The 25508-nt window shown below is 37.6% G+C and carries 29 protein-coding genes and 1 pseudogene; 16 read left to right on the forward strand and 14 right to left on the reverse strand.

Going from position 1 to position 25508, the window contains the following annotated elements:
* Positions 1-16 precede the first annotated feature (16 nt).
* Both GFH32_RS09150 and GFH32_RS09155 read left to right on the forward strand, forming a co-directional pair.
* Positions 17-586: a DNA topoisomerase gene (locus tag GFH32_RS09150; protein WP_228384259.1), complete on the forward strand. Its 570-nt coding sequence runs from the start codon at positions 17-19 to the stop codon at positions 584-586.
* Positions 587-1239: 653 nt separating this feature from the next.
* Entirely contained in the window at positions 1240-2052 is an 813-nt protein-coding gene (locus GFH32_RS09155; RefSeq protein WP_153511335.1) for a ribosomal RNA small subunit methyltransferase A, read from the forward strand.
* Positions 2053-2194: 142 nt separating this feature from the next.
* On the opposite strand, the gene GFH32_RS09160 is transcribed toward GFH32_RS09155, so the two are convergent.
* The 10 genes and pseudogenes from GFH32_RS09160 to mobA form a co-directional block, all read right to left on the reverse strand.
* Entirely contained in the window at positions 2195-3022 is an 828-nt protein-coding gene (locus tag GFH32_RS09160) for an RteC domain-containing protein (RefSeq protein ID WP_153511336.1), read from the reverse strand.
* Between the two features lie 295 nt (positions 3023-3317).
* Complete coding sequence (locus GFH32_RS09165) at positions 3318-4298, reverse strand: BtrH N-terminal domain-containing protein (protein ID WP_153511337.1); 981 nt, start codon at positions 4296-4298, stop codon at positions 3318-3320.
* Positions 4299-4592: 294 nt separating this feature from the next.
* Positions 4593-5414: a helix-turn-helix domain-containing protein gene (locus tag GFH32_RS09170; protein WP_153511338.1), complete on the reverse strand. Its 822-nt coding sequence runs from the start codon at positions 5412-5414 to the stop codon at positions 4593-4595.
* Positions 5415-5720: 306 nt separating this feature from the next.
* A pseudogene (locus GFH32_RS09175) lies at positions 5721-6122 on the reverse strand (conjugal transfer protein TraG); the annotation flags it as partial.
* 636 nt (positions 6123-6758) lie between these two features.
* On the reverse strand, positions 6759-7598 hold the full coding sequence (locus GFH32_RS09180) for an SDR family NAD(P)-dependent oxidoreductase (RefSeq protein WP_202111312.1): 840 nt from the start codon (positions 7596-7598) through the stop codon (positions 6759-6761).
* Positions 7599-7649: 51 nt separating this feature from the next.
* Positions 7650-8471 (reverse strand): helix-turn-helix domain-containing protein, encoded by an 822-nt coding sequence (locus tag GFH32_RS09185; protein WP_153511339.1) that lies wholly within the window; start codon positions 8469-8471, stop codon positions 7650-7652.
* Between the two features lie 306 nt (positions 8472-8777).
* A complete protein-coding gene (mobC, locus tag GFH32_RS09190) occupies positions 8778-10781 on the reverse strand; it encodes a conjugal transfer protein MobC (protein WP_153511340.1) in 2004 nt (667 codons plus the stop codon).
* Between the two features lie 140 nt (positions 10782-10921).
* On the reverse strand, positions 10922-11767 hold the full coding sequence (locus tag GFH32_RS09195) for an abortive infection family protein (protein WP_153511341.1): 846 nt from the start codon (positions 11765-11767) through the stop codon (positions 10922-10924).
* Positions 11768-11913: 146 nt separating this feature from the next.
* Positions 11914-13221: a conjugal transfer protein MobB gene (gene mobB, locus GFH32_RS09200; protein WP_153511342.1), complete on the reverse strand. Its 1308-nt coding sequence runs from the start codon at positions 13219-13221 to the stop codon at positions 11914-11916.
* Position 13222: 1 nt separating this feature from the next.
* A complete protein-coding gene (gene mobA / locus GFH32_RS09205; RefSeq protein WP_099372345.1) occupies positions 13223-13660 on the reverse strand; it encodes a conjugal transfer protein MobA in 438 nt (145 codons plus the stop codon).
* A gap of 721 nt (positions 13661-14381) precedes the next feature.
* Here mobA and GFH32_RS09210 point away from each other — a divergent pair.
* The 6 genes from GFH32_RS09210 to GFH32_RS09240 all read left to right on the forward strand — a co-directional run bounded on the left by GFH32_RS09210 (position 14382) and on the right by GFH32_RS09240 (position 17762).
* Positions 14382-15038 carry a ParA family protein gene (locus GFH32_RS09210; RefSeq protein ID WP_228384249.1) on the forward strand — a complete coding sequence of 219 codons (657 nt, stop codon included), beginning with the start codon at positions 14382-14384 and terminating at the stop codon, positions 15036-15038.
* Between the two features lie 18 nt (positions 15039-15056).
* Positions 15057-15338 (forward strand): transposase, encoded by a 282-nt coding sequence (locus GFH32_RS09215; protein WP_153509217.1) that lies wholly within the window; start codon positions 15057-15059, stop codon positions 15336-15338.
* Positions 15335-16219, forward strand: coding sequence for an IS3 family transposase (locus tag GFH32_RS09220; protein WP_262884794.1), 885 nt, complete (start codon positions 15335-15337; stop codon positions 16217-16219). The genes GFH32_RS09215 and GFH32_RS09220 overlap by 4 nt, the downstream gene beginning before the upstream one ends.
* Before the next feature lie 192 nt (positions 16220-16411).
* A complete protein-coding gene (locus GFH32_RS09230; protein ID WP_153511343.1) occupies positions 16412-16834 on the forward strand; it encodes a DUF3408 domain-containing protein in 423 nt (140 codons plus the stop codon).
* A gap of 11 nt (positions 16835-16845) precedes the next feature.
* Complete coding sequence (locus GFH32_RS09235; RefSeq protein WP_153511344.1) at positions 16846-17121, forward strand: DUF3408 domain-containing protein; 276 nt, start codon at positions 16846-16848, stop codon at positions 17119-17121.
* A gap of 2 nt (positions 17122-17123) precedes the next feature.
* Complete coding sequence (locus GFH32_RS09240) at positions 17124-17762, forward strand: conjugal transfer protein TraD (RefSeq protein WP_153511345.1); 639 nt, start codon at positions 17124-17126, stop codon at positions 17760-17762.
* Positions 17763-17794: 32 nt separating this feature from the next.
* Here the strand turns inward: GFH32_RS09240 and GFH32_RS09245 are convergent, their stop codons facing one another.
* The 4 genes from GFH32_RS09245 to GFH32_RS09260 all read right to left on the reverse strand — a co-directional run bounded on the left by GFH32_RS09245 (position 17795) and on the right by GFH32_RS09260 (position 20285).
* Positions 17795-18223: a TIR domain-containing protein gene (locus GFH32_RS09245; RefSeq protein ID WP_160366936.1), complete on the reverse strand. Its 429-nt coding sequence runs from the start codon at positions 18221-18223 to the stop codon at positions 17795-17797.
* A gap of 181 nt (positions 18224-18404) precedes the next feature.
* The gene (locus GFH32_RS09250; RefSeq protein WP_153511347.1) at positions 18405-19292 is read right to left on the reverse strand and encodes a DUF4231 domain-containing protein; all 888 of its coding nucleotides are present in this window, start codon (positions 19290-19292) and stop codon (positions 18405-18407) included.
* Positions 19289-19873, reverse strand: a complete 585-nt coding sequence (locus tag GFH32_RS09255) for a TIR domain-containing protein (RefSeq protein ID WP_153511348.1) — start codon at positions 19871-19873, stop codon at positions 19289-19291. Before GFH32_RS09255 ends, GFH32_RS09250 begins: the two co-directional genes overlap by 4 nt.
* A gap of 7 nt (positions 19874-19880) precedes the next feature.
* A complete protein-coding gene (locus tag GFH32_RS09260) occupies positions 19881-20285 on the reverse strand; it encodes a TIR domain-containing protein (RefSeq protein WP_098195191.1) in 405 nt (134 codons plus the stop codon).
* Between the two features lie 320 nt (positions 20286-20605).
* Between GFH32_RS09260 and GFH32_RS09265 the strand changes: the two genes are divergently transcribed.
* The 8 genes from GFH32_RS09265 (at position 20606) to GFH32_RS18505 (ending at position 25480) form a co-directional block, all read left to right on the forward strand.
* Entirely contained in the window at positions 20606-20911 is a 306-nt protein-coding gene (locus GFH32_RS09265; protein ID WP_021192140.1) for a DUF4134 domain-containing protein, read from the forward strand.
* Between the two features lie 11 nt (positions 20912-20922).
* Positions 20923-21255 (forward strand): DUF4133 domain-containing protein, encoded by a 333-nt coding sequence (locus GFH32_RS09270; protein WP_153511349.1) that lies wholly within the window; start codon positions 20923-20925, stop codon positions 21253-21255.
* A 115-nt stretch (positions 21256-21370) separates the two neighbouring features.
* On the forward strand, positions 21371-21652 hold the full coding sequence (locus GFH32_RS09275; RefSeq protein ID WP_153509217.1) for a transposase: 282 nt from the start codon (positions 21371-21373) through the stop codon (positions 21650-21652).
* Positions 21649-22533, forward strand: a complete 885-nt coding sequence (locus GFH32_RS09280; RefSeq protein ID WP_262884794.1) for an IS3 family transposase — start codon at positions 21649-21651, stop codon at positions 22531-22533. The genes GFH32_RS09275 and GFH32_RS09280 overlap by 4 nt, the downstream gene beginning before the upstream one ends.
* A 38-nt stretch (positions 22534-22571) precedes the next feature.
* Entirely contained in the window at positions 22572-22709 is a 138-nt protein-coding gene (locus GFH32_RS09285; RefSeq protein ID WP_228384098.1) for a TraQ conjugal transfer family protein, read from the forward strand.
* Positions 22710-23126: 417 nt separating this feature from the next.
* Entirely contained in the window at positions 23127-24542 is a 1416-nt protein-coding gene (locus GFH32_RS09290; protein ID WP_153511350.1) for a hypothetical protein, read from the forward strand.
* 295 nt (positions 24543-24837) lie between these two features.
* Positions 24838-25281, forward strand: coding sequence for a response regulator (locus GFH32_RS09295; RefSeq protein WP_153511351.1), 444 nt, complete (start codon positions 24838-24840; stop codon positions 25279-25281).
* 73 nt (positions 25282-25354) lie between these two features.
* A complete protein-coding gene (locus tag GFH32_RS18505) occupies positions 25355-25480 on the forward strand; it encodes a hypothetical protein (RefSeq protein WP_262884778.1) in 126 nt (41 codons plus the stop codon).
* The last annotated feature ends 28 nt before the right edge of the window (positions 25481-25508 follow it).

Genomic DNA, 25508 nt, shown 5'->3' on the forward strand with positions numbered 1-25508 from the left:
AAGTTGCAATTCCAGTATTGGTACGCCTGCCACAAGAGCCTCGATTATAGAAACACTCTTTAAGAGGGATTACATTCGACGTGAAAAGAAATCCCTTATCCCCACCGATAAGGGATTGCAGGTTTACGGGGTTGTAAAGGACAAAAAGATTGCCGATGTAACCATGACCGCCGAATGGGAAATGGCATTGCAGAAAATCGAAAACAACGAAGCGGAAGCAGATGCTTTTCACCGAGATATGGAAGCCTATGCTACTTTGATTACACGGGAGCTTTTGGAAACGGGCATTGGCAAAGAAAAACAACCGGAGCTGACCTGCCCCAAATGCAAGAGCCGTCAGCTATTGATTTGGAACAAGGTTGTAAAATGTTCCGATGATGCTTGTGGATGGCTTCAATTCCGTATTGTGTGCGGAGTGTCGTTGAGCCTTGCCGATATAGAAAGCCTTGTGACCAAAGGAAAGACCAATCTTGTCAAAGGCATGAAAAGCAATTCGGGAAATAAATTCGATGCTTATATCGTCATGGACGATACGGGCAAAGTCTCTTTTGAATTTGAAAAACGGATGCCCAAAAGGAACTTATGAAGTTAGATTGCTTTACATTCTCTAATCAATCAAAACAAGTAATCTGCGAGACTATTTGATCTTATATGTGCGCATTCTGTATAAACGCAAACTTTAGGGATTTACACCAAAGTATTTCCATTGCATCTCCATTTTTGTGTCAAAATGGGGGCGGCTAGAAATTGCCTAGCATATTGGCTCTTTCGACCAATCTCATTTTTATGAGGCCTTTAAACCATTTAGTGGACAAGCGCTTTCTTCGTAATAACCGACGTCATCTTCAGACATTATTTTTGTTCAAAAATAGACGTCGTTTTTTTACAATTTTCCAACTCTTAATGTCCTTAAGTTTGCTTTATGAAATCATACATTGTACAATCCTATAGTCACGAGATAATCATAGTAATAATGATTCATATGCAAAAATCCTGATCATGGATAAGGATCTGTCTGGAAAACTAAGAAGTAACATACCTAAAAATATTTTTTACTTATTGTAAAACTTTTTTGGTATGCGATTGAATTGTTGTGTCTGTTTTATTGTATTTCGTCCCTATTATATCATCAATTTATACTATTTCTCTTTGAGCTGTTATGGGATACCTATGTAGATTGGGAATCCTTAATCACTTACCTTCTTAATATTCAATCTATTTAGTAATAAAATAAAAAACATGAGAAAGCGGAATGTTCCTATAAGATTTACAGGTCAGCACTTTACAGTCGATACTGTTTTAATAAAGGACGCCATTCATTTGATTGATCTCCAAAAGGATGATACGGTTTTAGATATTGGTGCAGGTTCAGGTTTTTTGACGGTACATCTGATGAAATATTCTGAAAATGTTATCGTTATTGAGAACGACCGGCGTTTGGTCTCGGAATTAAAATCAAAGTTCAAAATGAATAATAATGTTATGATCGCTGGAATAGACTATCGTAAGTTTTCTGTACCTCAAAAAACATTCAAAGTGGTTTCCAACATTCCGTATAGTATAACCTCTGAAATTCTTAAATCCTTAATGTATCATAATTTTGAATTGTTTAACCAAGGTTGTTTAATCGTGCAATTAGACTGTGCTCGAAAACTTGTGAGGCGAAAATACTTTAACCCGTACCTGATTTTTTATCATACTTTTTTTAAGATAGAATTGATTTATGAAATCAGTCCAAATAGTTTTATGCCGCCCCCAAAAGTAAAATCGGCATTATTAAAAATCACAAAAAAGAAATATATTGATGTCATTGATGTTGAACAGAAAGTGAGATATCTTGATTTTCTTCATTTTATGATGAAGTATCCGGATTTACCTTTAAGAACAGTTTTAAAAAAACTTTTTAGAAAAGAACAAGTCAGAATACTTGCTCAAACCTATAACATAATGCCAGAGAAGCCTGTTCAAGTTATGTCTGCTGAGAATTTCTTACGATGTTTTGCTAGCATGCTGGAAATAGTTCCTGTCAACTATCAACCTATTTACAGTTAAAGTCGTTGCCAAAAATGCCATCAATTTATCGTCGAAAATTATTCTGCATCAAAGTTTTGGCGCTCTTCCAAATGTTGAAAAATGGGACATCCTTTTGGGGTCTCCCAGACCTGCAAAAGATCAGCGGCAGCATACCTAAAGCTTATTTCTCGACCTGCGCGTCCATCTTCTCTAATAGAATTTCCCGAAGTGCATCAAGGAACTTAGTTCGGTTCATCTTTCGGTTTCGCAATTCCAAATAGGTTTGATAAAAATTACCTAAATCAATACCAAAGGCACTTTCAAAATATTGGGCTAATACTCTTATATCATTGTTGCCATTGTCCAACACACCTTGGTAATGTAAGGCATAAATCAGTTCAATCAACGCCACTTTGTTACCTGTCCATTTCAGTATTTTCGAGGCTTTCAATTTGTCTTTTTGGATTTTGTTATATAACTGGTCTTCGATATAAACCTGTATCAAATCATTGGCTATTATCTTGGCAACCTTGTAATCATGCGAAGTAGAAAAACTGTGGTCAGACTGGAAATAATATGTGTCCAACCACAGCTTTATATCATGCTTGCCACGAACAAAAAGACTTTCGTCAAGAAAGGAATTATTACTTCTGTAATACTTGTAAAAATCAAGATTGTTGTCAAAGAAGCTTTTTAGCTTTTTAAGTTCTTTATTGAGGTATTTTCTTATGGGCTCTGTACCGTATGGTTTCTTTGTCTCGATTTTGTAAATAGCATTGTAGTAAATGAGTTTCGCTACAATAGTAGGTTTTTGATGTTTGAAAAATTGAATTTCCTCATTCACATCCTTAAAACCTCTTTTTTGAATATAGGCTTTTAGATCGGACAGACATTTTACAATCAGAAGTATAGCAGCTTCTATCCGTTGTGTGGAATAATCTGTCTGTAAATCTAATTCGCTGATTGATGATTCTAGTTTGGATAGTATGTCCGTATAAAATTTAATCATATTGTTATCGAAATTCAGGTTGATTACGACGAGATATGGAAATTATACCACCGATGAAATGGCGTATTTCTGGCAATCCCGACTTTCCATGTTCCATAACAAGTTTTATCTTTCCGATGTTTTAATCTGGTTTGACAGATAATCTTTATCGTTAATCATATAACGTTTTGGGTATTGGCGAAGAAGGGGCATTTGAAAACCGTCAGCCAATATTAGCACAAATGTACAATAGAATTACAAATGCTCAATTACTTCCATCAGCCCCTTTTTTGCCAATACCTTGTTAGGCGTTCGGCTATATTTTCGCCAATTCTTCCATTACTTTTTTCTCCTTTGTTGAAAGTTGTTTTAAAATGTCTGTCGCTTGTTCAATATATTTTCTGTCTTTGGTTTTGCTGACTTGTAAAAACAGATTTGAAATTTCTGTCCATAAGTTAGCAATTTCAATAAATTGTTTCTGTGCTTGTTTTAAAGTGTCAATTTTTAAAAGTTCGTAACTCTCTTTTAGAAAATCTCTGTACAAATTTCTGAATAAAGCACCACCTGTTCCTGCTTTTTCCATAATCATTGCACTTGCTTTAAATTCGTTTTCAATGTCATTACTTGTGTCAAACCACTTTTGTATTTCTTTGCTTGTTTTTAAAATTCCTTTATAGCCAATATTGTTGATTGGTGGATTTATATAATCTGTCGCATTGTTACGAATTGCAGTAAGAATGGCACTTTGTAAGTCATATTTTTTGTCTGTCTTGTTTAGAGTGTAATACAAATTTTTTGAGGACATTGGTCCTTTTTCATTTCGTGCTAATGCTAAACTTTGCAAACTGGTTTTTACTTGTCCGCCTTGTTGCTTCGTGTCTACCAAAAAAGCAGTATCGTTGTCGTAACCATAAATTGCTGCATAGTGTCCTGCAAAATGAAATGGGTTTGAGAAATATTCTAAATGATAACAGTCTAATTTAAGTCCTACAACTTTTCCGTTGTCAAGAAGTTGTTTTACGTTTTCCCAAGCCTTTAGAGTTGAGGAAGTTTCTTTAATGGTCAATTCAAGGTTTAAGTTCTTTGCAAGGTTCTGTGTCAGTAAATCAGTTTTAATTCGTCCACCAATGAAAGGAAAGTTCATTGTTTTCATATTCCAATAAATGAAACCAAGTCCTTGCCCAAGCCCAAAAAGCATTGGTTCAGAAAGTTCAATGTCAAGTTGTCGCAACAAAGTTCCTGTTGCTGTCGTTTCACAATGTTGTCCGTCAAATGGTTTTATATTCTCTAATTTCATTTTGTGTACACGGTCTTTCTTAGCTGACGCCTAACAGTGTGATAGTGGAAAGCTATTTCTCGTATTAGAGTCGATTAGGAAATTTCGAGACCAAATCATTTAAGGTGTCGATATTTCTGGCGATCATCATAACAGAATCTCCTCTCGATAATGCTGTTTCGGTGAATGACTGCCAAGTCCACTGGAACCTCCCGTAATAAACCATACTTTAGATGACATTTCTTTTTTTTCTTTTGTTATCATTTTGTAAAACTACATTTGATAAACTTTGAAAAATTGTAAAAAAACGACGTTTTAGATTTTGGTAAAGACAATATCTGAAGAGGCTAAATTTTGATACCTTAGAGGTGTATAGCCACTGAATTGTTTAAAATCTTTAATAAAATGAGCTTGATCAAAATAGCCAAAATGGTAAGCTATATCAGTCATTTTTAAACGGTTTTCGAGACAGATGTCAATGGCTTTTTCAAATCGTGAAATTCTATGGAAATGCTTAGGAGAAAATCCTGTCATTTTTTTGAAGTTACGCTCAAATTGCCTCACGGATAAGGAGTATTTATCCGAAATTTTATTTATATCTAAAACACCTTCCAAGTTAATTAATTCATTAGCTGCGTTTGCAATCATTATATTTCCTTGAGACTTACAGTTTTTATTCCATTTTTTTTCAAGGAAAGAACTTATGATTTTTATACGTGAATAATGGTTTGGAGCTGTGATAACTTCCTCCTCTAAATTTTTCCCAAGTGTAGACCAAATAGAGTTGAAATCTAAATATTCATTATTTAAAATTTCCGCTGTATGTCCGGTTAGACCAAATAAGCTGTAAGGTTTTAAGACTACACCAAAAACAGAAACTTTCTTGCTGTATACAATCAATTTCATAAAGGTGTTTGTTTGACCATTAAATCCTGAACCATCTAATTTGATTTGTCTACCCTCATCTGAAGAAATAGAAAAAAAACCTTCAAGACCAAATACTATCTTAGGAAAAACTGTTGCTGTTGCGTAATGTGTATAGGCACCTATTCCCTCATCTGATTCAAAAAACCAGAAATTGGAAATAATATGCTGAACATTTAAAGGTGCGGCGAATGTTCTAAATATAAATGCCATTTTCAAATTTAGCAAACAAAAATTGAGTTTAAAAACAAGTGAATTCCAAATCCTATTTCTTCGAAACTTAATTTTTATTAAGCATCTGGTTCATTTTCTCAAGTAGATATTTACGTAATAATCATTTGAAAGTTCTCCCTTCTTTTAATACTTGTATTGGATAAATACAATACAAGCATTTTTTTATTCCAATTTCGTACCATGCTCGCAATCCGATTATAATTGATTTGTTGTTACTCATTCATCGTTTTAAGTTTTGCATCTCAAATTTCAAAATTTTAATCCTGCTATAAAATCTAACACGTACTAGCTAATCTCATGTATTAAATACTGTAAATCGGGATCGTTCTTAATCCGTTCCATTTCGCTTTTGATAATCTGCAAAGCGTCCGTTTTGACCTGCCTGTAATTAGCTTCAATGACCTGCTTCATAGTATCGTTGTCGTTTTCATCGGTAAAGGATAATATCTGCGGTATCTTTTTATAGGCTTTGGTTTCTGCAGAAACCTTTTCGTTATCCACGACAATTTCAGCATGAAAGATTTTCTGTTCGATACGCTCATCAAAATTGTCCGATACTGCTCCGACAAACATTCCCTGTGTCAAGGTGGGTATTTTGGAGCCAGGAATAAGACTGTCCAACTGGGTGGATATAGAAGTAGATTTGTCGTTACGGTTGATAGTCATACTCTGCCTTTTCTGCAACACTTATAACCAATAATCAACTCCTATTTTTATCCAAAACCATAGAACCGGTGTAAAGGCAAATACAGTCCAAAAGATATTGATCAGTTGATTCAATAACTTGATGATATTTGAATTTGAAAAATTATCGATTAAATTCATTGGTGCAAAAAAACGTTACTTATTATTTTTCACATAAAGTACTTTATTAGGCTTATATAAAGCTAGACGACTCGAGAGCGAATCACAATGAAGCAAGGCGGTTAAAAAGTTCCTATGACGTTACTACAATCCATTGGGTACAAATATATGCATAATATTGAAAGCGCAATTCAGTTTTGGGAAGCAATCAACTAAGTTCCAAATAGGCCTAATAGAAATTATCCAAATCAATATCCAAGACACATTCAAAATATTGAGCTACTTCTTTTACGTCTTTACTCTTGTTGTCAAACACACTTTAACATTTTTTATATTAATCTTATTTGCCAGACAAGCTTTGTCGGTAATAAAAAAGCCATTTTAAGGTTTTCTAATACAGGTGTTTGCCAAAACAAATCAGGGCTTGGATAGCAAATGGTATTTTTCGTTTGCCCATAGGATATCGATGTATGTATCTGGTCAATTTTCATTACAATCAGATTTATGTCTATAGTCTACTTAATCAGCTTCACGGCTCAAATCTTCCCATTTTCTGTATTCATTTAATTTAATGTCAATCATTTCTACTACTTGGTCATAAGCAACTCCCCCTAGAACTATTTTCTTGGGCGGTTCTTCAATATCAACAATTTTGGACACAACCGCTGATGCTAAGGAAACAGGTGCGTCATATGAAGATGTCCATAATTTAGCAAGCTTATTGCGCAAATCTATGTATGAAGGATTTTCTTTAGTAGAAGTAAGACCTCTTGTAAATAAATCGGTAACATAACCTCCAGGTTGTAAAATGGTCACTTTTATTCCAAAACTCTCAACTTCCATAGCGAGCGCCTCGCTTAAACTATCTAATGCAGACTTAGATGCACTGTAAAGACCTACAGATGCAAAACCGCCATTAGCACCCATAGATGTTACCTGAAGAATATGCCCCTGTCCTTGGCTCCTTAGTACCGGAGTCACTGCTTGTACTACCCATAACGCTCCGAAAAAATTGACTTTCATATGGTTCATTGCTTGCTCCTCGGTGACTTCTTCTACCATACCAAATAGAAATTGTCCTGCATTGTTAATTACGATATCTATTCGACCAAATATTTCTACACATCTATCAACACTAGCAAAAACTGCATTTCGATCTGTTACGTCCGTTGATAATGCATGGAGTCGATTCGGAAACTTCAACACCAAATCATTTAAGGTATCGACATTTCTTGCGATCACCATAACAGAATCTCCTCTAGATAATGCTGTTTCGGTGAATGACCGACCAAGTCCACTGGAACCACCGGTAATAAACCATACTTTAGATGGCATTTCTTTTTTTTCTTTTGTTATCATTTTGTAAAACTACATTTGATAAACTTTGAAAAATTGTAAAAAAACGACGTTTTAGATTTTGGTAAAGACAATATCTGAAGAGGCTAAATTTTGATACCTTAGAGGTGTATAGCCACTGAATTGTTTAAAATCTTTAATAAAATGAGCTTGATCAAAATAGCCAAAATGGTAAGCTATATCAGTCATTTTTAAACGGTTTTCGAGACAGATGTCAATGGCTTTTTTAAATCGTGAAATTCTATGGAAATGCTTAGGAGAAAATCCTGTCATTTTTTTGAAGTTACGCTCAAATTGCCTCACGGATAAGGAGTATTTATCCGAAATTTTATTTATATCTAAAACACCTTCCAAGTTAATTAATTCATTAGCTGCGTTTGCAATCATTATATTTCCTTGAGACTTACAGTTTTTATTCCATTTTTTTTCAAGGAAAGAACTTATGATTTTTATACGTGAATAATGGTTTGGAGCTGTGATAACTTCCTCCTCTAAATTTTTCCCAAGTGTAGACCAAATAGAGTTGAAATCTAAATATTCATTATTTAAAATTTCCGCTGTATGTCCGGTTAGACCAAATAAGCTGTAAGGTTTTAAGACTACACCAAAAACAGAAACTTTCTTGCTGTATACAATCAATTTCATAAAGGTGTTTGTTTGACCATTAAATCCTGAACCATCTAATTTGATTTGTCTACCCTCATCTGAAGAAATAGAAAAAAAACCTTCAAGACCAAATACTATCTTAGGAAAAACTGTTGCTGTTGCGTAATGTGTATAGGCACCTATTCCCTCATCTGATTCAAAAAACCAGAAATTGGAAATAATATGCTGAACATTTAAAGGTGCGGCGAATGTTCTAAATATAAATGCCATTTTCAAATTTAGCAAACAAAAATTGAGTTTAAAAACAAGTGAATTCCAAATCCTATTTCTTCGAAACTTAATTTTTATTAAGCATCTGGTTCATTTTCTCAAGTAGATATTTACGTAATAATCATTTGAAAGTTCTCCCTTCTTTTAATACTTGTATTGGATAAATACAATACAAGCATTTTTTTATTCCAATTTCGTACCATGCTCGCAATCCGATTATAATTGATTTGTTGTTACTCATTCATCGTTTTAAGTTTTGCATCTCAAATTTCAAAATTTTAATCCTGCTATAAAATCTAACACGTACTAGCTAATCTCATGTATTAAATACTGTAAATCGGGATCGTTCTTAATCCGTTCCATTTCGCTTTTGATAATCTGCAAAGCGTCCGTTTTGACCTGCCTGTAATTAGCTTCAATGACCTGCTTCATAGTATCGTTGTCGTTTTCATCGGTAAAGGATAATATCTGCGGTATCTTTTTATAGGCTTTGGTTTCTGCAGAAACCTTTTCGTTATCCACGACAATTTCAGCATGAAAGATTTTCTGTTCGATACGCTCATCAAAATTGTCCGATACTGCTCCGACAAACATTCCCTGTGTCAGGGTGGATATTTTGGAGCCAGGAATAAGACTGTCCAACTGGGTGGATATAGAAGTAGATTTGTCGTTACGGTTGATAGTCATACTCTGCCTTTTCTGCAACACTTTACCAAATCGCTCACTTAGGTTCTTAGCAGTTTCTCCTACCACCTGACCAGAGAACACATTGCCAACGGTGTTTTGAATGACTTTGCTTTCCTTATCGCCGTAATCCCTTGTTAATTGTGTGTAGTCTTGAAAGCCCAGGCACACCGCTACCTTATTGCTACGTGCCGTTGCGATAAGGTTATCCAGTCCTCGGAAATATATTGTAGGCAATTCGTCTATGATAACGGAACTCTTTAACTTATCTTTTTTATTGATGAGTTTTACAATCCTCGAATTGTATAATCCTAAAGCGGATGAATAGATATTTTGGCGATCGGGGTTATTACCCACGCATAGGATTTTCGGCTCTTGGGGGTTGTTGATGTCCAGTGAAAAATCATCCCCCGTCATCACCCAATAGAGTTGTGGCGAAATCATGCGTGATAAAGGGATTTTTGCCGATGCTATCTGACCTTGCAATTGGTCTTGCGCTCCGCCCTGCCACGCATCCATGAAAGCTGAAAGATAGTTTTCGAGTTCGGGATATGAGGTCAGTATCGTAAATACGTCTGCGTATTTTTTATTCAGCAATTCAATTGCATGGGGAAACGTGCAATACTTCCCGTCCTCATAGATTTTCAGAAACCAAATGATTGAAGCAAGCAATATAATTGGACTTTCCACAAAAAAATCCCCTTGCTTCAAAATCCACGACCTGTTGAGGTTAAGCATGATGGTGTAAGAGGCTTCGTAGGCATCGGAAATATCCGTCATAAAGGCAGGACTTAGCGGATTGCATCGGTGGCTACGGCGTGGGTCGTCAAAATTGATAACATAAAATTTCGGCTTTACTTTATACTTATCGGAGTGTCTCAGTAAATGGTTGTAGGCAATTGCAGAAAGGTCGTCAAACTTGAAATCGTAGATATACATCGCAAACCCCTTTTCGATATGTTGCTTAATGTAGTTGTTTATGATGGCGTAGGATTTTCCGGAGCCGGGAGTACCAAGTACAATCGAGGCTCGGAAGGGGTTGACGACATTAATCCAACCGTCATTCCATTTGCCTTTGTAGTAAAATCTCGTGGGAAGATTGACGGAGTATTCATTTTCCATCAGACGGGTTTCTTGCCCAAAACTCTCGTTTTCATTATTGAAAACATCGTCCATCAGATTGTTTCGGAGTAGTCGGCCCATCCATACCCCTGCCATGAGCAAGGCTAAATACCCCATGCTCGTTGTAAGGATGTAAAGCGATGTGGCAATCACTGTCGATAGCTTTAATAATGGTGTGTTCAGAAAGAACAGCACAAAGCCACTGGCTAAGGCGGTATAAATCTTAGCCCATGTTATCCTTTCGTTCTTTATGCCCTTAGTGCCGAGACAGCTTAACGCCAACAACAGCAAGGCAAAAATCTTGGTGTAAAGGGTGTGGGCAAACAGCCCTGCGGTACGGTTGAAATTGGTCAGTATCTTACCGATAATTTCCAGTGTCCACCCACGTTCGGCAAAGAACCCGTAACAGAACCAATAAAAGTGCATCAGTACCAAGAGAATACTTACGGCACGCACAAAAGCCATGATTTTGGCTAATCCTCTTAAATCGTCTTCTCCTTGCATAACAAAAAAATTAGTGATGCAGGGAATTTAGAGGCTATTTTAAAGCACTTATACAAAGGGGTGTCGGATGGCTTTTGGTGGCTTAGTTTGACACGCCTTAAGGGTTATAATATGGTGATCCGAGGTTTTTAGCTATTTGATTAAAATTCTAAGTCCTTCCAATCAGTATTATGAACTTCTTTATTATTGTCAACGCGATTTTCAATAGCCTCAATAAACTTAATTGTACTTGAAATATTGTTGAATATCAATATACTTTCCTCGTAGTTCAATATTGGGTTATCATGAGCAAAACTTCGATTGTTCCTAATATCGTTGAATGAGTCAAGATTACTAATGGACGTCCTTAATATCCTTTTGGACATTTCCGATTCAATATGATTATTCGAGATTAAAAATTTCACGTATTTACCAAATAAACTATGTAATGCTTCATCTTGTAAATATGCAATGTTATGTTTTTTACATAGTTCTCTTATATATTTCATTACAAAAGTATGTAATCTATCAAGTGCAATTTCTGGTAAATTTTTATCAATACTATCTTTTATGGACTCTGATAGTTTTTTGAAATCTAAATCCTCAACGTTTGGTTTGATAGCATTAATGTCATTTACAATATTACCTTTTAATCGCTCTGCTATTTTTTGACATTCCTTATAAAGTTCTTCTTTTAAGTCAAATTCATCATTTTCAATTTTAAACCAAGAGTCTGTCCTTCTATCTTTTAAGTGTTCAAAATGATAAATTAGAAGTTCGGTTAATAGTTTCCCTGCAGTATGGTCGTCTTCTACCTTAATAAATTGTCTTAGTCGATTAGCCTTAGAGTTAGAGGCGTAGTGATACTTTTCATCATCAATATCTAAATCAACAGCATCTGATATGAATTCTCTAAATGTTCTGTCACTAAAATTTGAAACATAACCTGAACTCATATCCAAAAATTTTTCAACCCTGTTTTTCTCTTGAAGTTTTAATTCTGCCATATTTTTTGCAATGAATATCAGCTAACTTTCTGTTGAGATCAATTTGTATTGTTAGCAATTAGTTGTTTTTTATGTAAGTACAAATTTAACTATTTAAAACGTAGTTTAGTAAAAAGCCATAGCAAACCGTTTAGTAGTTAGAAGCCTTAATTCGCTCTGAACTTGCGATTGTTATGTTTCTTCTTTTTCTTCATGCGGTTGGCAAATGCCTGTTCCTCGTAGTCTTCGCCCTGTGATTCCGGCAATAGCCCACCCAATCCGTCTATCCATAAATCATCGGTCGCTTGTTCTTTATTAAGGAAGTCAAAAAGTGTGTGGATTCCCTCTTTGTCTATTGCGGTGCTGCTACCTGCGGTCGTCGACTGGTTTTGTGCGGTTACTTTTTCAGCATCTTGACGTTGCCCAATTACCTGCTCGTTCCACCAATCATTAAAAATATTAGCCGATATGTTTTTGCCCAGAGCTGAACCGTTCCAAACGGTACGGCTTTCGTGGTCAATAAAAGTCATACCATAGATACGTCCCTCATCGTTGCGCCGTACCACGGTGTTGATGCCCTGCTCCATTAGTTGCTTTTTAAAATCGGCTTCATCCGTGGTGGTGTGCATCGCTACTTCAATGGTGCTTTTAAGGACGGTTCTTACGGGGTCGGCTTTCATTTTCTCCTTAACGTGTGCGAATTGATTTTGCAATTCGTCCAATCCTGCCTGTTTGCCGAAAAGGGATGCCTTAAAAGGATTGCTCGCTTTTTCGCCCTGTTCGTTCATTACAAAATAGACAAGCCCATTTTTCGGTTGCCCGTGCAATTCGCCTTTGACTTCCTCTGCCGTAATATTGAAAAGCGAAAGCAAAGCATTGTATGCTCCAAGGCTTGCGTATTTGTAATACTTCGGTAGGTGTCGTACCACCGATGCAATTTGGCTCTTAACATCTCCGGCTCTGTAATTCACTGGACGGAAAACCTGCTCGTTCCCCGTGCGCTGTTTTTCCGTTGCAGGTATGAGGTTATAAGTTTGCTCCAAATCCCGACAGATTGCCATCGAACGGGGATGGTCGTAACTATCCGGTAACTTCTTCCCGTCCAAACCCACACAGACCGTTACGATATGGATATGGGTGCGTTCAATATCGGTATGCTTAAAAACGATATACGGTTGGTTGAGATAACCCATGCGTTCCATGTACTCCTGCGCCATTTTTATGAACTGCCCATCGCTGACCCTGTCCGCAAGATCAGGGTTCAGCGATATGTGGCGCACAGGTTTTTCCGTTCTTATATTTGCGGACAGATACGGCTCAAAACACTGGTGCAGGTAGCTTGTAGAATAGGTATTATCCAATGTTTCGGGTATTCTGTTCAACAACAAAACCTGCCCGTTTTCACTGTCAATCTTCTTTTGGTTATAGGAAATAGCACCATATAAATTCTCACCCTTGCCAATCTTTGCTATCATCTTATCGGTGTTTTTGCAGGTGTTCTTTTTCAAATTCCTGTGTTAGCTCAATCACTTTCCGGCACAAGTCCGCCATTTCCGCCGTCTGCTTTTCCAGTTTAAAGAGGTAAGCCGATGCCTTTTTCTCCGAGAAATTGCGATAAAGTATCTTCACGATTTGGTTATAATTCACGCCAACCGCTCTGAACTGGCTGTAAAAATTGGTCAGCCTCGTATGAAAATCGACTGCATCCATATCAATTTTTACGGTCTTGATTGGCTTCTGAAAAATGCAGGCTGTAATAAAATGTGCCATTACTTTCATTCCCGATTGCTCGAATAGTGTAAGGAACTGTGCATTTTCCATGTCGTTGAGACTAATCGAATAACGGTGGATAGCAGGGTCTTTCTTAGGCTTGCGACCAACTTTGTTTGTTCGGTTTCTTCTGTTGTCTTCCATATCTAAATCCATTAATAACCGAGCTTCAGCGAGCTCAACTTTAGTTAATTATCATAAACCCCGACTTCGGAGGGTGTTTAAAAAGCTCTCCGCCAGTTGGCGGAGCAAGTGGTTTTTAGCTGCGGAATTTATTTCGAGCAGCTAAAAACATAACTTGCTCTGTTCGGGTGAACAGAAAATCCGTCCGCCAATTGGCGGATGCGGATTGGGTAAGGCGGAAAAAAACGGCTTTGTGCCGTTCCACCCATAGTTTCCATTCTCCAATGATTTTTCCATTCGCCCCTTGCATTTAAGCCCTTACAAAGTAAGGGTAGCTTTTTCAAAGCATTGACCTATCAGCCACGACCAAACATTGCCAAAAAATGCCGTGGATTACCGCTTTAAATCAATGGAGCGGAATAACCTGCTTCTTTGCACTATCAGTCACGCAAGCCTGTTTGCAGGCATCCGCTCCCGATGGCAGTGGTGAAAGACGGAGAGCAGGAATACCGGACGACATGAAAGCTATCCGGTAGCCATTCGAACAGGCAGGACGACAGGCAAGCCATCGGTTTTGCCCGTGTGAAAGCCGGAATGACGGCACGGCTGATTGAACGAATGACGGCAAGCCGGACAGACGGCATTGTATCAAGACTGCCGGACAGTGTGCAGGGATAACAGCCCTGCTCCATGCAGGACGGCAGGCAGTCCACGGAAATAGAAACTTAAAAACAGAATAGAAATGGAAGCAACAAACAAGACAAAATTCATTGCTTTTTCAAGCCAAAAAGGAGGCGTTGGAAAAAGCACGTTTACAACAGTTATGGCAAGCATACTCCATTACCAAATGGGTTATAACGTAGCCGTCTTTGACTGCGATTACCCACAGCACAGCATCTGTCAGATGAGGGAACGGGATTTGAAAGCGGTCATGCAAAACGAGGTGCTGAAAAAACTGGCACACCGCCAATTTTCCACCATCAACAAGAAAGCCTATCCGGTACTGCAAAGCAAGGCTGACAATGCCCTAACGGATGCGGAAGCATTCATACAGTCCTCGACCGTTCCCGTGGATGTAGTTTTCTTTGATTTGACCGGAACGGTGAACACTTCGGGCTTGCTGAACACATTGGCAGGAATGCACCACATCTTTTCGCCCATCACGGCAGACCGTGTAGTCATGGAAAGCACATTGAGCTTTACCGATGTGCTGACCAATGTCCTTATGAAACAAGGTCAGACCTCCATCGAAACCATACGGCTGTTTTGGAACATGGTCGATGGCAGGGAAAAATCGCAACTGTACGAAATCTACGGCAGCGTCATTAACGAGGTCGGACTGCAAGCAATGGAAATGGAGTTGCTACCTTTAAGTGGAGACAGATTTAAAATAAAATAGAATTAAATTTGTTAAGACATGGCAAGAATATTTGATGAGTCATTTAAAAAAATGGCAGTAGAGTTGTCCTCTCTAAAGGGCTCGGTTTTGGAAGCAGCAAAAGAGTTGGATCTAGATGCAAGTAGATTAAGTAAATGGCGTGTAGATCCTAGATATAATGGAGGTACACTATTACCAAAGAATGATAAATTAACTCCAGAGGAGCAAGAGATTAGGGAGTTAAAAAAGCGTTTAAAGGAAGCAGAATTAGAAAACGTAATCTTAAAAAAGGCGGTAGCCATCTTTTCCAAGGGCGACTGAGAAAATATGAGTTCATAAAATCGCATATGAACCTATTCGCAGTTGAAAAGATGTGCAAGATTATAAATACAAGCAGTAGTTCGTTTTACAAATGGATTTCTAGACCAAAAAGCAACAGAGATAAGAGAACAGAGGAATTATCTATACTGGTAAAACAAGCACATCAGGACAGTGACCAAATATACGGCAGTCCTCGAATTACTTTAGAACTGAATAAGAAAAATCATAAAATATCACGTTCTTATGTCGCCAGATTGATGAGAAAATTGAATCTAAGAAGCAAGATTCGGAAGAAATTTAAGATAACGACAGATTCCAAACACAGTTTTCAACTTGCTGAGAATCTCCTTGGAAGAAATTTCTTTACAGATGGCCTATCGCAAAAATGGGTTGGTGATATTACCTACATCAAGACTGGATCAGGATGGCTGTATCTTACTACTGTTATCGACCTTGCCGATAGAAAAATCATAGGTTGGTCGTTCAGTAATGACATGACGGCAGAGCATACAACTTTAAAAGCACTTAAAATGGCTATTGCACAAAGGAATGTAAAACAGGGTCTGATTTTCCACTCAGATAGAGGTGCTCAATATGCATGCAACGAGTTTAAGTCTTTCTTAGGAAAAAATGAAATTATCCAAAGTATGAGCAGGAAAGGTAATTGTTGGGATAACGCAGTCGCGGAAAGCTTCTTCAAAACACTAAAATGTGAATTAGTTTATCACAGAAAATTTGCAAACAGGGAAGCTGCGAGATTAGAAATCTTTAGATACATCGAAGGATTTTACCATCAAAAAAGAATCCATTCTGGATTAGGTAATAAAACACCAAATGAAATGGAAAAATTTTATAAATCAACTAGTTTATTAGTGGCATAAAAAGTCTCCACTTTTAAGTTGCAATTCCAAAACACGTATTGCCGATAGCAAACGTTTCCGCAAGGAAAGCGAGGCAACGGCAAAAACTGTCTTCCGCTCCACGCTATTGCCCCCCGACAAAAGATTGATGAAAGCCTCCGGCTTGGACTTGTTCATCAGTGAATTTCTAAGAACCGTCAAACTGTAACCGCTATGGAGAATGAAAATAAGAAAAAGCCGAATGCTCCGATTGACGAGGCATATCTCATGTCCATCATGGCGGGCGAAACAAAGAAGCCCCAACAGGCGGTAGCACCGCAAGAGCCGAACGCAGAGCCGACAAAGGAAACGCCAACGCAAAAGCCAGTAGCCAAAGAGCGCACCCGACAAAAGAGGGCTTCCGATACGGGCTATGGCGAGCGTTTCCTCAATAGCCACACCATGACACGCCGTGGCGATAAAAGCATCTACATCCGGCAGGAATACCACGAACGGCTTTCCCGTATCGTGCAGGTTATCGGCGAGGATAAAATACCTCTGTACGCCTATTTGGACAATATTCTCGAACATCATTTTGAACAGTTCGAGAAAGCCATTACCGATGATTTCAATGATAAGTTTAAACCCATTTTTTAAAGTATTCGATTATGAACAAGAGACAGCAAAAACAACCGGAAAAGGTATTGCGCAAAGCGCATTACAAATCGGCATTTTTAAGACCGACAGGGGTCGTGGCAAGATGCGGAAAATCGGTCTACATAAGCCCCGATTTCCATAAGAAATTATCCCGTATCGTCTTTCTGCTCGGAGAGGGAGAAATTACGCTTACCGATTACCTGCACAGTGTACTGAAACACCACTTTGAGGAGTTCGGAGACGAAATAAAGATTATCTATGCCGACAAGCAAAAGCCAATCTTATAGCTATGGAAACATTGATTGTAATATGCCTTATCATCGTCATCATCCTGTTGCTGAAAGATAAGGTGGTCATCCATAAGACCATCCGCAGGGAAATAAAGCCGGAAAAGAAAAGCCCCGACCTGCCGGATATTATGGGGCTTCCCAAGCCTGTGGAACGCCACACCTTGCCACCGAATGCCACAAAAAGACAATCGGGCGAACGTGACGGGATAGCTGATAATTTTGGAACAGAAACCTACGGGATAGGTTTCGGATTGGAAAATCCGCAGATTGAGGGAGAGCCGGATGAAGTTTTCGGGAGTATGTCTGATTTTGAAAATGAGGAAGACGAATGGGATGAATACGGGTTTGAGGACAGCGACAATGAGTTTGCCACAGGGGTTACCTTTGATGAACTGACGACCGTGGGGGCATGGTTGGAGCAAGATGCACCAGAGCCTGCCCTGCAACAAAAAACGGTAGATATAGTTCAACGATTACAGGGAACGGAATTGTTCGGTCTGCTCGAAAACTCAATGGAGGGGGCTTCACGGAAGATTGCAGAGTTGTTGGACAAGAGCCTTTCCGCCGGAACGGATTTCAGTTCTCCCGATTTGCGGAAAAGTGATTTAGAGGACTTCGACATCGGGGAGTTTGTGTGAGCAAACTCCCCAATGTTTTTATTTTATTGTTGTTATAAATTCCAGTTCAAAACACTATCTAAAGGATGCTTCATTTGACTATTCGAGAAAATTCGGCTTTCATTTATCAGAGATTTTTCCAGTCTATCCGTAATTTTTGAAATATACTCATTTAAACTTTTGGTACCCTTTATTAAATAACCAACCTGCAAATAGTCTGGAAGAGCTTTTTCTGCTATGTCTTTCAAAGTCAGTACAGACAACTTAATTCTGTCATTTTGATTTTTCAATTTTTCTTGGTCAAGAATAGAAGCATGACCATATCCCACTTCAAAAGGAACCCATAAAGACTTATATGTTTTGTCTGAAACGACTACCATCATATGCGTACTCTTCTTTATGCCATTTTTGATGCTCTCTGTAATTTGAATTGGGTCTCCAATCGAGGATGCATGTTGTAATCTGTCATCTTCTTCATCCAAATAATAATCTATCCCAGCATTTTTGAAATATTTGCTATTTCCTTACAAGCGTTTTTGTCTTCCCTTTTGTGACTTAGAAATACGCATGGTCTTTTGAAAAGCTGATTGTCGTTAACAGATTCGAGTGCCCAAGTCAGATTCTCAAATACGTTGGCTTTATTAAATCCTTTTTTTACCATTGCTATAATCTCTTTTGTGCTAACCACATTGTATGTTCCCGTGACATTGCATTTTCTGAATCCAACACAAATTTTGAAAAGGCATCTTCTTCTGTGATATATTTAGCTTCATTCTTTATCAAATTCAATTCTGACATAGCTGTATTATAAGCCTCCTTATTTTCCTGATATTTTTTCAGTTGTAACCAACTGAAAAAGCTTGCCGATAAAGTTGTGAAAATGCCTACTAAGTTGAAATCTGAATTTGGATACAAAATGAGATATACTATAGAAATTATGGCTAAAAATTGCATGATGATAACAGCCCAAAACCATCTTTCGTATTTAGTTTTATTCGTGTCTGCTTTAGACGTATACCAGTCAATTTGATTATCAATGCGGTTTCTTAAATAAAAATCCTTTCGCCCTTGAAGGTCTAAGTCACGTACTTCATGCATTTTAGGCGTGATTGTTTCCTTTCTAATATCAGAAGCTTTCAAAAATGAATTAATGTCCTTAAATTCTTCACGTATTTCCTTAATTCTGTCAATAAATCTTTTCTCAACATCTTCTTTAGTCAAACTATTCTCGAAATACTCTGACTTCATCATAAATCTCCAAGTCAAAGTTTTTGCAGATTCTGCCAGTGCTCGCCCCCTATACCAAACGTCTTCATATTTTTTTGATTTAATTACCAAAGAAAGAACGAACGCAACAAATAAAATTAAGCCAGAAACAATATAAATACCCCGTTTAGTATCTACGCTACTATAATTGTAAATTACCAATACAGAGCTTATACACATTAATATCAAATCCCACCGGACAAACCCCACATAATTTTTTTGCGCTAATAAAGAAGCATTGTCACCTGCGATGAAATAGTTGGGAAAATCTGAATTATTTATCATGGTCTTACTTTTGTATAATTTGAAATTGGATGACTTCTCTTGTCAAATGCTTTATCGATATAAAATTCTGGATTAGAACAGAAATCATCCCATTTAACGAGAACACAATATCTATTTTCCTCTTTCCATGCACATTGATAGTTTGGTATATAGTAATTATAAGCAAATTCAGAGATTACTGTGTCATTATTGATATTAACTCGATTATGGTAATTACCGCATGTAGCACATAAAAGCCTACCGCCGTAAACCCTATCATACATGTTTGGTAAAACAACGCCTAAAATTCCGTTCTTCGTATTGCCAATCCCGTTGTATAGAGATGCTTGCAACTCTCTTTTAAGAAAATTTTGATTTTCATAAAAAAGATTCTCCGCAGATTTCTCACCTATCAAAAAAATTGTTACCGTTGAATCTGATAAGTAGTCTTCACGAATCTTTCTCATTATATATTCTTCATTATCAGAATCTATTGGTTCATGTAGTGAGTTATCAATCATGTCCACATCGAGATGGTCATGAATATATCTTTTGTAAGCAATATCCTCTGTTTTAAAAGAAATGAAGCATTTATGAGCCATAAGTAAATTATTTAGCGTGTGTCCTAATGGCTTCAACTATGCTTTCGGTATTCCACCTGACATCAATCACCGACCTTGAATAAACCACTTGCGATATTCTCTCTTGTCCTCTTGGTATAACGCCTATGATTGAAATACCAAGCGATTTTGCAGTATCTAATTCCCAAGGCATCCAATCACTATGTGAAGCATATATGCCAGCCAAAGCCAATACAATATTTGATGATTGAATTTTGGCTCTCAATCTGGCTTTGATATATGGAGCATTAGTAGAGTTTATAGGAACATCTTTCGAGGCTTCTGTAAATTCGACATTGAAGTACCCTCTTGAATTCAGAAGTTTTCGGAGGTCTTCCAAATCACTGGAATGCGCCCATGAATGACTGATGAAAATTTTGTAGTTGTTTGCCATGCACTATTGTTAATAGGTTAAAAATATATAATTATAGACTTGTTCATTATTGCTCCATTTTTTAAAAAGAAACGCTTTCTGAAATCGGAGGCGGTTGTGTTATATCATTTTGTATATCAAAAAGATTTCCAATATATTATCACTGTCATTGTGTCAGTATTCGCTTGGTTAATTCGGTCTTTATATAACATTTAACCGCCACTCACTGCCAATTAATTCCGCTGATTTCCAGTTTCCCATAACGCTTCGATTTCCATAAGACTTTTGTTGCGAAAGCCCGCAAGGTGTGGGAATTAGTAATAATTTAATTCAGTTAAGTCATGGAAAAACAAAGCAAAAAAGTGTTGCTGACAGGCGTTGCGTTCCTGTCGGCATTCGGTGTGTTCGCACAGGGCAACGGCTCGGCAGGCATCCAAGAAGCCACGCAGATGGTAACGAGTTACTTCGACCCTGCAACCCAACTCATCTATGCGATTGGGGCAGTGGTTGGACTAATCGGAGGCGTAAAGGTGTACAACAAATTCAGTAGCGGTGACCCCGATACAAGCAAGACTGCGGCATCGTGGTTTGGGGCTTGTATCTTCCTAATCGTAGCGGCGACCATTCTCCGCTCATTCTTCCTTTAAGCCGACGACCTATGAGCAATTACAATATCAATAAAGGTATCGGTAGGACGGTCGAGTTCAAAGGACTGAAAGCACAGTACCTGTTCATCTTCGCCGGAGGCTTGCTCGGTGTGCTTGTCCTCGTCATGATTATGTACATGGCAGGTGTAAACTCTTACATCTGCCTGTTCATCGGGGCAGGCGGTGCATCGCTCATCGTTTGGCAAACATTCGCATTGAACGGCAAATACGGCGAACATGGATTGATGAAAGTCGGGGCAAAGAAAAGGCATCCGAAATACATCATCTGTCGCAAAGCCGTACACCGCTATTTGAAGTTCAACACTAAATCCAATGCCCTATGAGAAATACTTCAAAAGCCACAACGTTGGAAAGCAAGTTTCCATTACTGGCGGTGTGGAGTTGCTACCTTTAAGTGGAGACAGATTTAAAATAAAATAGAATTAAATTTGTTAAGACATGGCAAGAATATTTGATGAGTCATTTAAAAAAATGGCAGTAGAGTTGTCCTCTCTAAAGGGCTCGGTTTTGGAAGCAGCAAAAGAGTTGGATCTAGATGCAAGTAGATTAAGTAAATGGCGTGTAGATCCTAGATATAATGGAGGTACACTATTACCAAAGAATGATAAATTAACTCCAGAGGAGCAAGAGATTAGGGAGTTAAAAAAGCGTTTAAAGGAAGCAGAATTAGAAAACGTAATCTTAAAAAAGGCGGTAGCCATCTTTTCCAAGGGCGACTGAGAAAATATGAGTTCATAAAATCGCATATGAACCTATTCGCAGTTGAAAAGATGTGCAAGATTATAAATACAAGCAGTAGTTCGTTTTACAAATGGATTTCTAGACCAAAAAGCAACAGAGATAAGAGAACAGAGGAATTATCTATACTGGTAAAACAAGCACATCAGGACAGTGACCAAATATACGGCAGTCCTCGAATTACTTTAGAACTGAATAAGAAAAATCATAAAATATCACGTTCTTATGTCGCCAGATTGATGAGAAAATTGAATCTAAGAAGCAAGATTCGGAAGAAATTTAAGATAACGACAGATTCCAAACACAGTTTTCAACTTGCTGAGAATCTCCTTGGAAGAAATTTCTTTACAGATGGCCTATCGCAAAAATGGGTTGGTGATATTACCTACATCAAGACTGGATCAGGATGGCTGTATCTTACTACTGTTATCGACCTTGCCGATAGAAAAATCATAGGTTGGTCGTTCAGTAATGACATGACGGCAGAGCATACAACTTTAAAAGCACTTAAAATGGCTATTGCACAAAGGAATGTAAAACAGGGTCTGATTTTCCACTCAGATAGAGGTGCTCAATATGCATGCAACGAGTTTAAGTCTTTCTTAGGAAAAAATGAAATTATCCAAAGTATGAGCAGGAAAGGTAATTGTTGGGATAACGCAGTCGCGGAAAGCTTCTTCAAAACACTAAAATGTGAATTAGTTTATCACAGAAAATTTGCAAACAGGGAAGCTGCGAGATTAGAAATCTTTAGATACATCGAAGGATTTTACCATCAAAAAAGAATCCATTCTGGATTAGGTAATAAAACACCAAATGAAATGGAAAAATTTTATAAATCAACTAGTTTATTAGTGGCATAAAAAGTCTCCACTTTTAAGTTGCAATTCCACCCAATGATGTGTACGTGTTGCCACAGACACAATTTAGGCTGTATTACACCTCGCAATCCACCGTGTCACAGTCGTTTGATATTTGGATTTCGGACAATTTCGGGAACGAAAAGCAATTGAGTTTCCAGTTTAACAGCCGTGATTGAAGACAGAAAAATCCCATGCGATGCGATGGGATTTTTCATTTTTTAAGCCTGTTATTCGGTGCTTTTTCGTAAATTCAAAGTGTTGAATTATAAAGGCTATCGTTATGGACGCATCATTGGTTTTAGGTATAATGGCACTGGTTGCGGGGCTTGGTCTGCGTTACTGGATTAACCGCCGAAGGTTTTACAGGCGTAGCCCGACCGGAGCGGAGGGCTTTTCGTCTTATGAGAGTTCGGTTATCATTAAAAACGCTGAACGGATGGGCAAGTTGGTAGCTATCGCCTTAATTATATTGGGTGTACTCTTCCTGTGGAGTCATTCAAGACAGAAAAAAGCAAAAGCATCCCAAAATATGGAGATACAGAACCCACGATAGGCAATCATCACCTAATACTATCCACATAGAACACAAATGTATGACAGATATTGAAATCGTCCGTGAGGCAATTGAGTTATATATAGTCCATTATTTTGAGACAATAGAAATGTCAGGTACTGTAAAAGCCCAACGTAAAAACAGTATTAACTACATTAGTATCGACTTAAATAGCGTACAATGGGATGGTGATGTAGATAAGCTACATCAGTTATTAACCAAATACCTTAAAGGATGGGTGCAAAAGAACCTGTCAAATTTTGACGATTATATAGCAATCTCGTCATTGACTATTGAGTATCTATTACCCGAAAAAGAGGGAACAATACAAAACCAATCTAAGCACCTAAAGCTGTTTTATCTTCCCTCTTATTACCAAAATAAGCGAGATAACAATAAAACGTATTCATGGCTTTTACACAAATTCTTATCTATTTGGTATAATATTCTTTTAAGAAATACCATTATTATGATTGTTCCGACCGTCTTATTAATCGTGATAAGTATTTGCAGAATTCAGACTGACAGTGGGTTTCAAGAACGGCTTACAAAATCTTACGACTATATAAATATAGCGAGTGGAATTATCGCTTCCTTTGTCTTGGGTTTCCTAATCAACAAAGTCATTACGATACGACAAGATAAATTAAAATATACGAGGACAATAAGGAGACTTTCTAACAAACTAACCTATTTCAGAAAGATTTGCTTTAACCTCACAAGAGACCATAATTTTTGGACTAAAGATAAGCCATTTTATAATTCTTATGAATACGCTAATTCGATAAAGAGCGACATAACATTTGAAGAATACTTTTACCCAAACTATGATGATGATATTGAATATGCAAAATATCGTTCATTTTATAGGGATGATGTATCTCATAGTGTAGTGTTGTTGGTGCTTCAATTAGAAATGATGGCTGACGATTCTTTTTTACGCTCTGGACTAACATATACGGAATTTCCATCAAATCACATTTATTCTCATGGAGAAATGGAAAAATTCATCTTATTTAGCGATGCTAATCAGATTTGGTATTGTTGTTCAGAAGTGAAGATATTCCCCAAAAACTTTCAAAATTCATACTACATACAAGAAATAATTGAGGAATATAACCGCATTTATCCAAAAAATAAAATTGAAAGCCTTTCAAGAGACAACTTAGAAGCCATCAGCTTGGATTTTCAATATAGAATTATCCCACGTCTTTATAATTTAACTAAGGCTGTAGATGCTGATTTGCCGTTGACAATTAAGTACTTTACCACAACTTTCTCACTGTTATTAGCTTTTGGACTAATTATTCCAACGCTAACCTATATTTTTATTGATGGGTCATATGCGTTTATGAGTATTTTTGTCGTGATGGGAATTATTGGACACATATTGCTTACGCTTAAATCGGTATTGGTGACGGAAAACTCTTTGGATAGAAAATCTGATTATTTGTAAAAAAGGAATTAATTACAGCAGAAATTGTAGGAATGATTTCGGATTGCGTAAAACAATCTACATCGTTATCTTTGCTGATAGAAAAATATAAAATACTTAAAGTGTTTTTGCTTTAAGTCTTGGTACTGAAAACTGGTAATTTTTATATCTCCGAGACAATAAGTAAGAACGCTCACGCTATAGGCGTGGGCGCTCGCTTATTTGGAGATAAGGTATACCAGTACCCCAGTATCGAGTAAGTGTAGTTGCCTGCGCTTTTTTTATTGCAGGTTTCGCTACTTTTAAAACAGATGTTATGGATACTGGAAAAGACAACAAAAACAATGTCTGTGTAGCGGTCATAGATGACAATGCACAGCTTCGGGATATATCCGTAAATCAGCTTGAAAATTCGGGTTATACGGTATTGTTCCAAACAGGTGTCGGGCAGGAAGCCCTGCAAAAGTTAAAAGAGCATGACGGGTGGCCGGATGTCTGTATCATCGAGGAAGACTTTGCCACCGCTAAACTTTTGCTCGAAAAGCATCCCGATTTAAAAATCCTAATTTCAAGTACGCAAGATGACACGGAAAGTATAACGGATATGCTAAAGGCAGGTGTTTCGGGCTATATATTGAAATTCGCCGACCCCAATGAAATGCTAACCGCCGTTAAAGTACTGAGTGAAAACAAAAAATATTTCAGTGTTGGGATTAGCGGTACAGCAACGGAATATTTTAAAAGTCAACCCCAATCTTAGGTTTCTTTGCTACTTTCTTTTTCGTCTCAACTCATGAAAGAAAGTAGTCAATACTGCGCAACCTATTTGGAAAATGCAAGTAAGGAACGGCGGAGCGGAAGCATTTAACAAAGGGGTTGTTCCGCTTTCCGCAAAAAAGACTGTTACGACCTGGGGAGGATCTGTCTTTTTTGCCCGTGCGATTTTTCGGGTGAAATAACGGGACCGGCTTACCGCTCCCGTAAAAA

Source organism: Sphingobacteruim zhuxiongii, from assembly GCF_009557615.1.
Taxonomy (GTDB): domain Bacteria; phylum Bacteroidota; class Bacteroidia; order Sphingobacteriales; family Sphingobacteriaceae; genus Sphingobacterium; species Sphingobacterium zhuxiongii.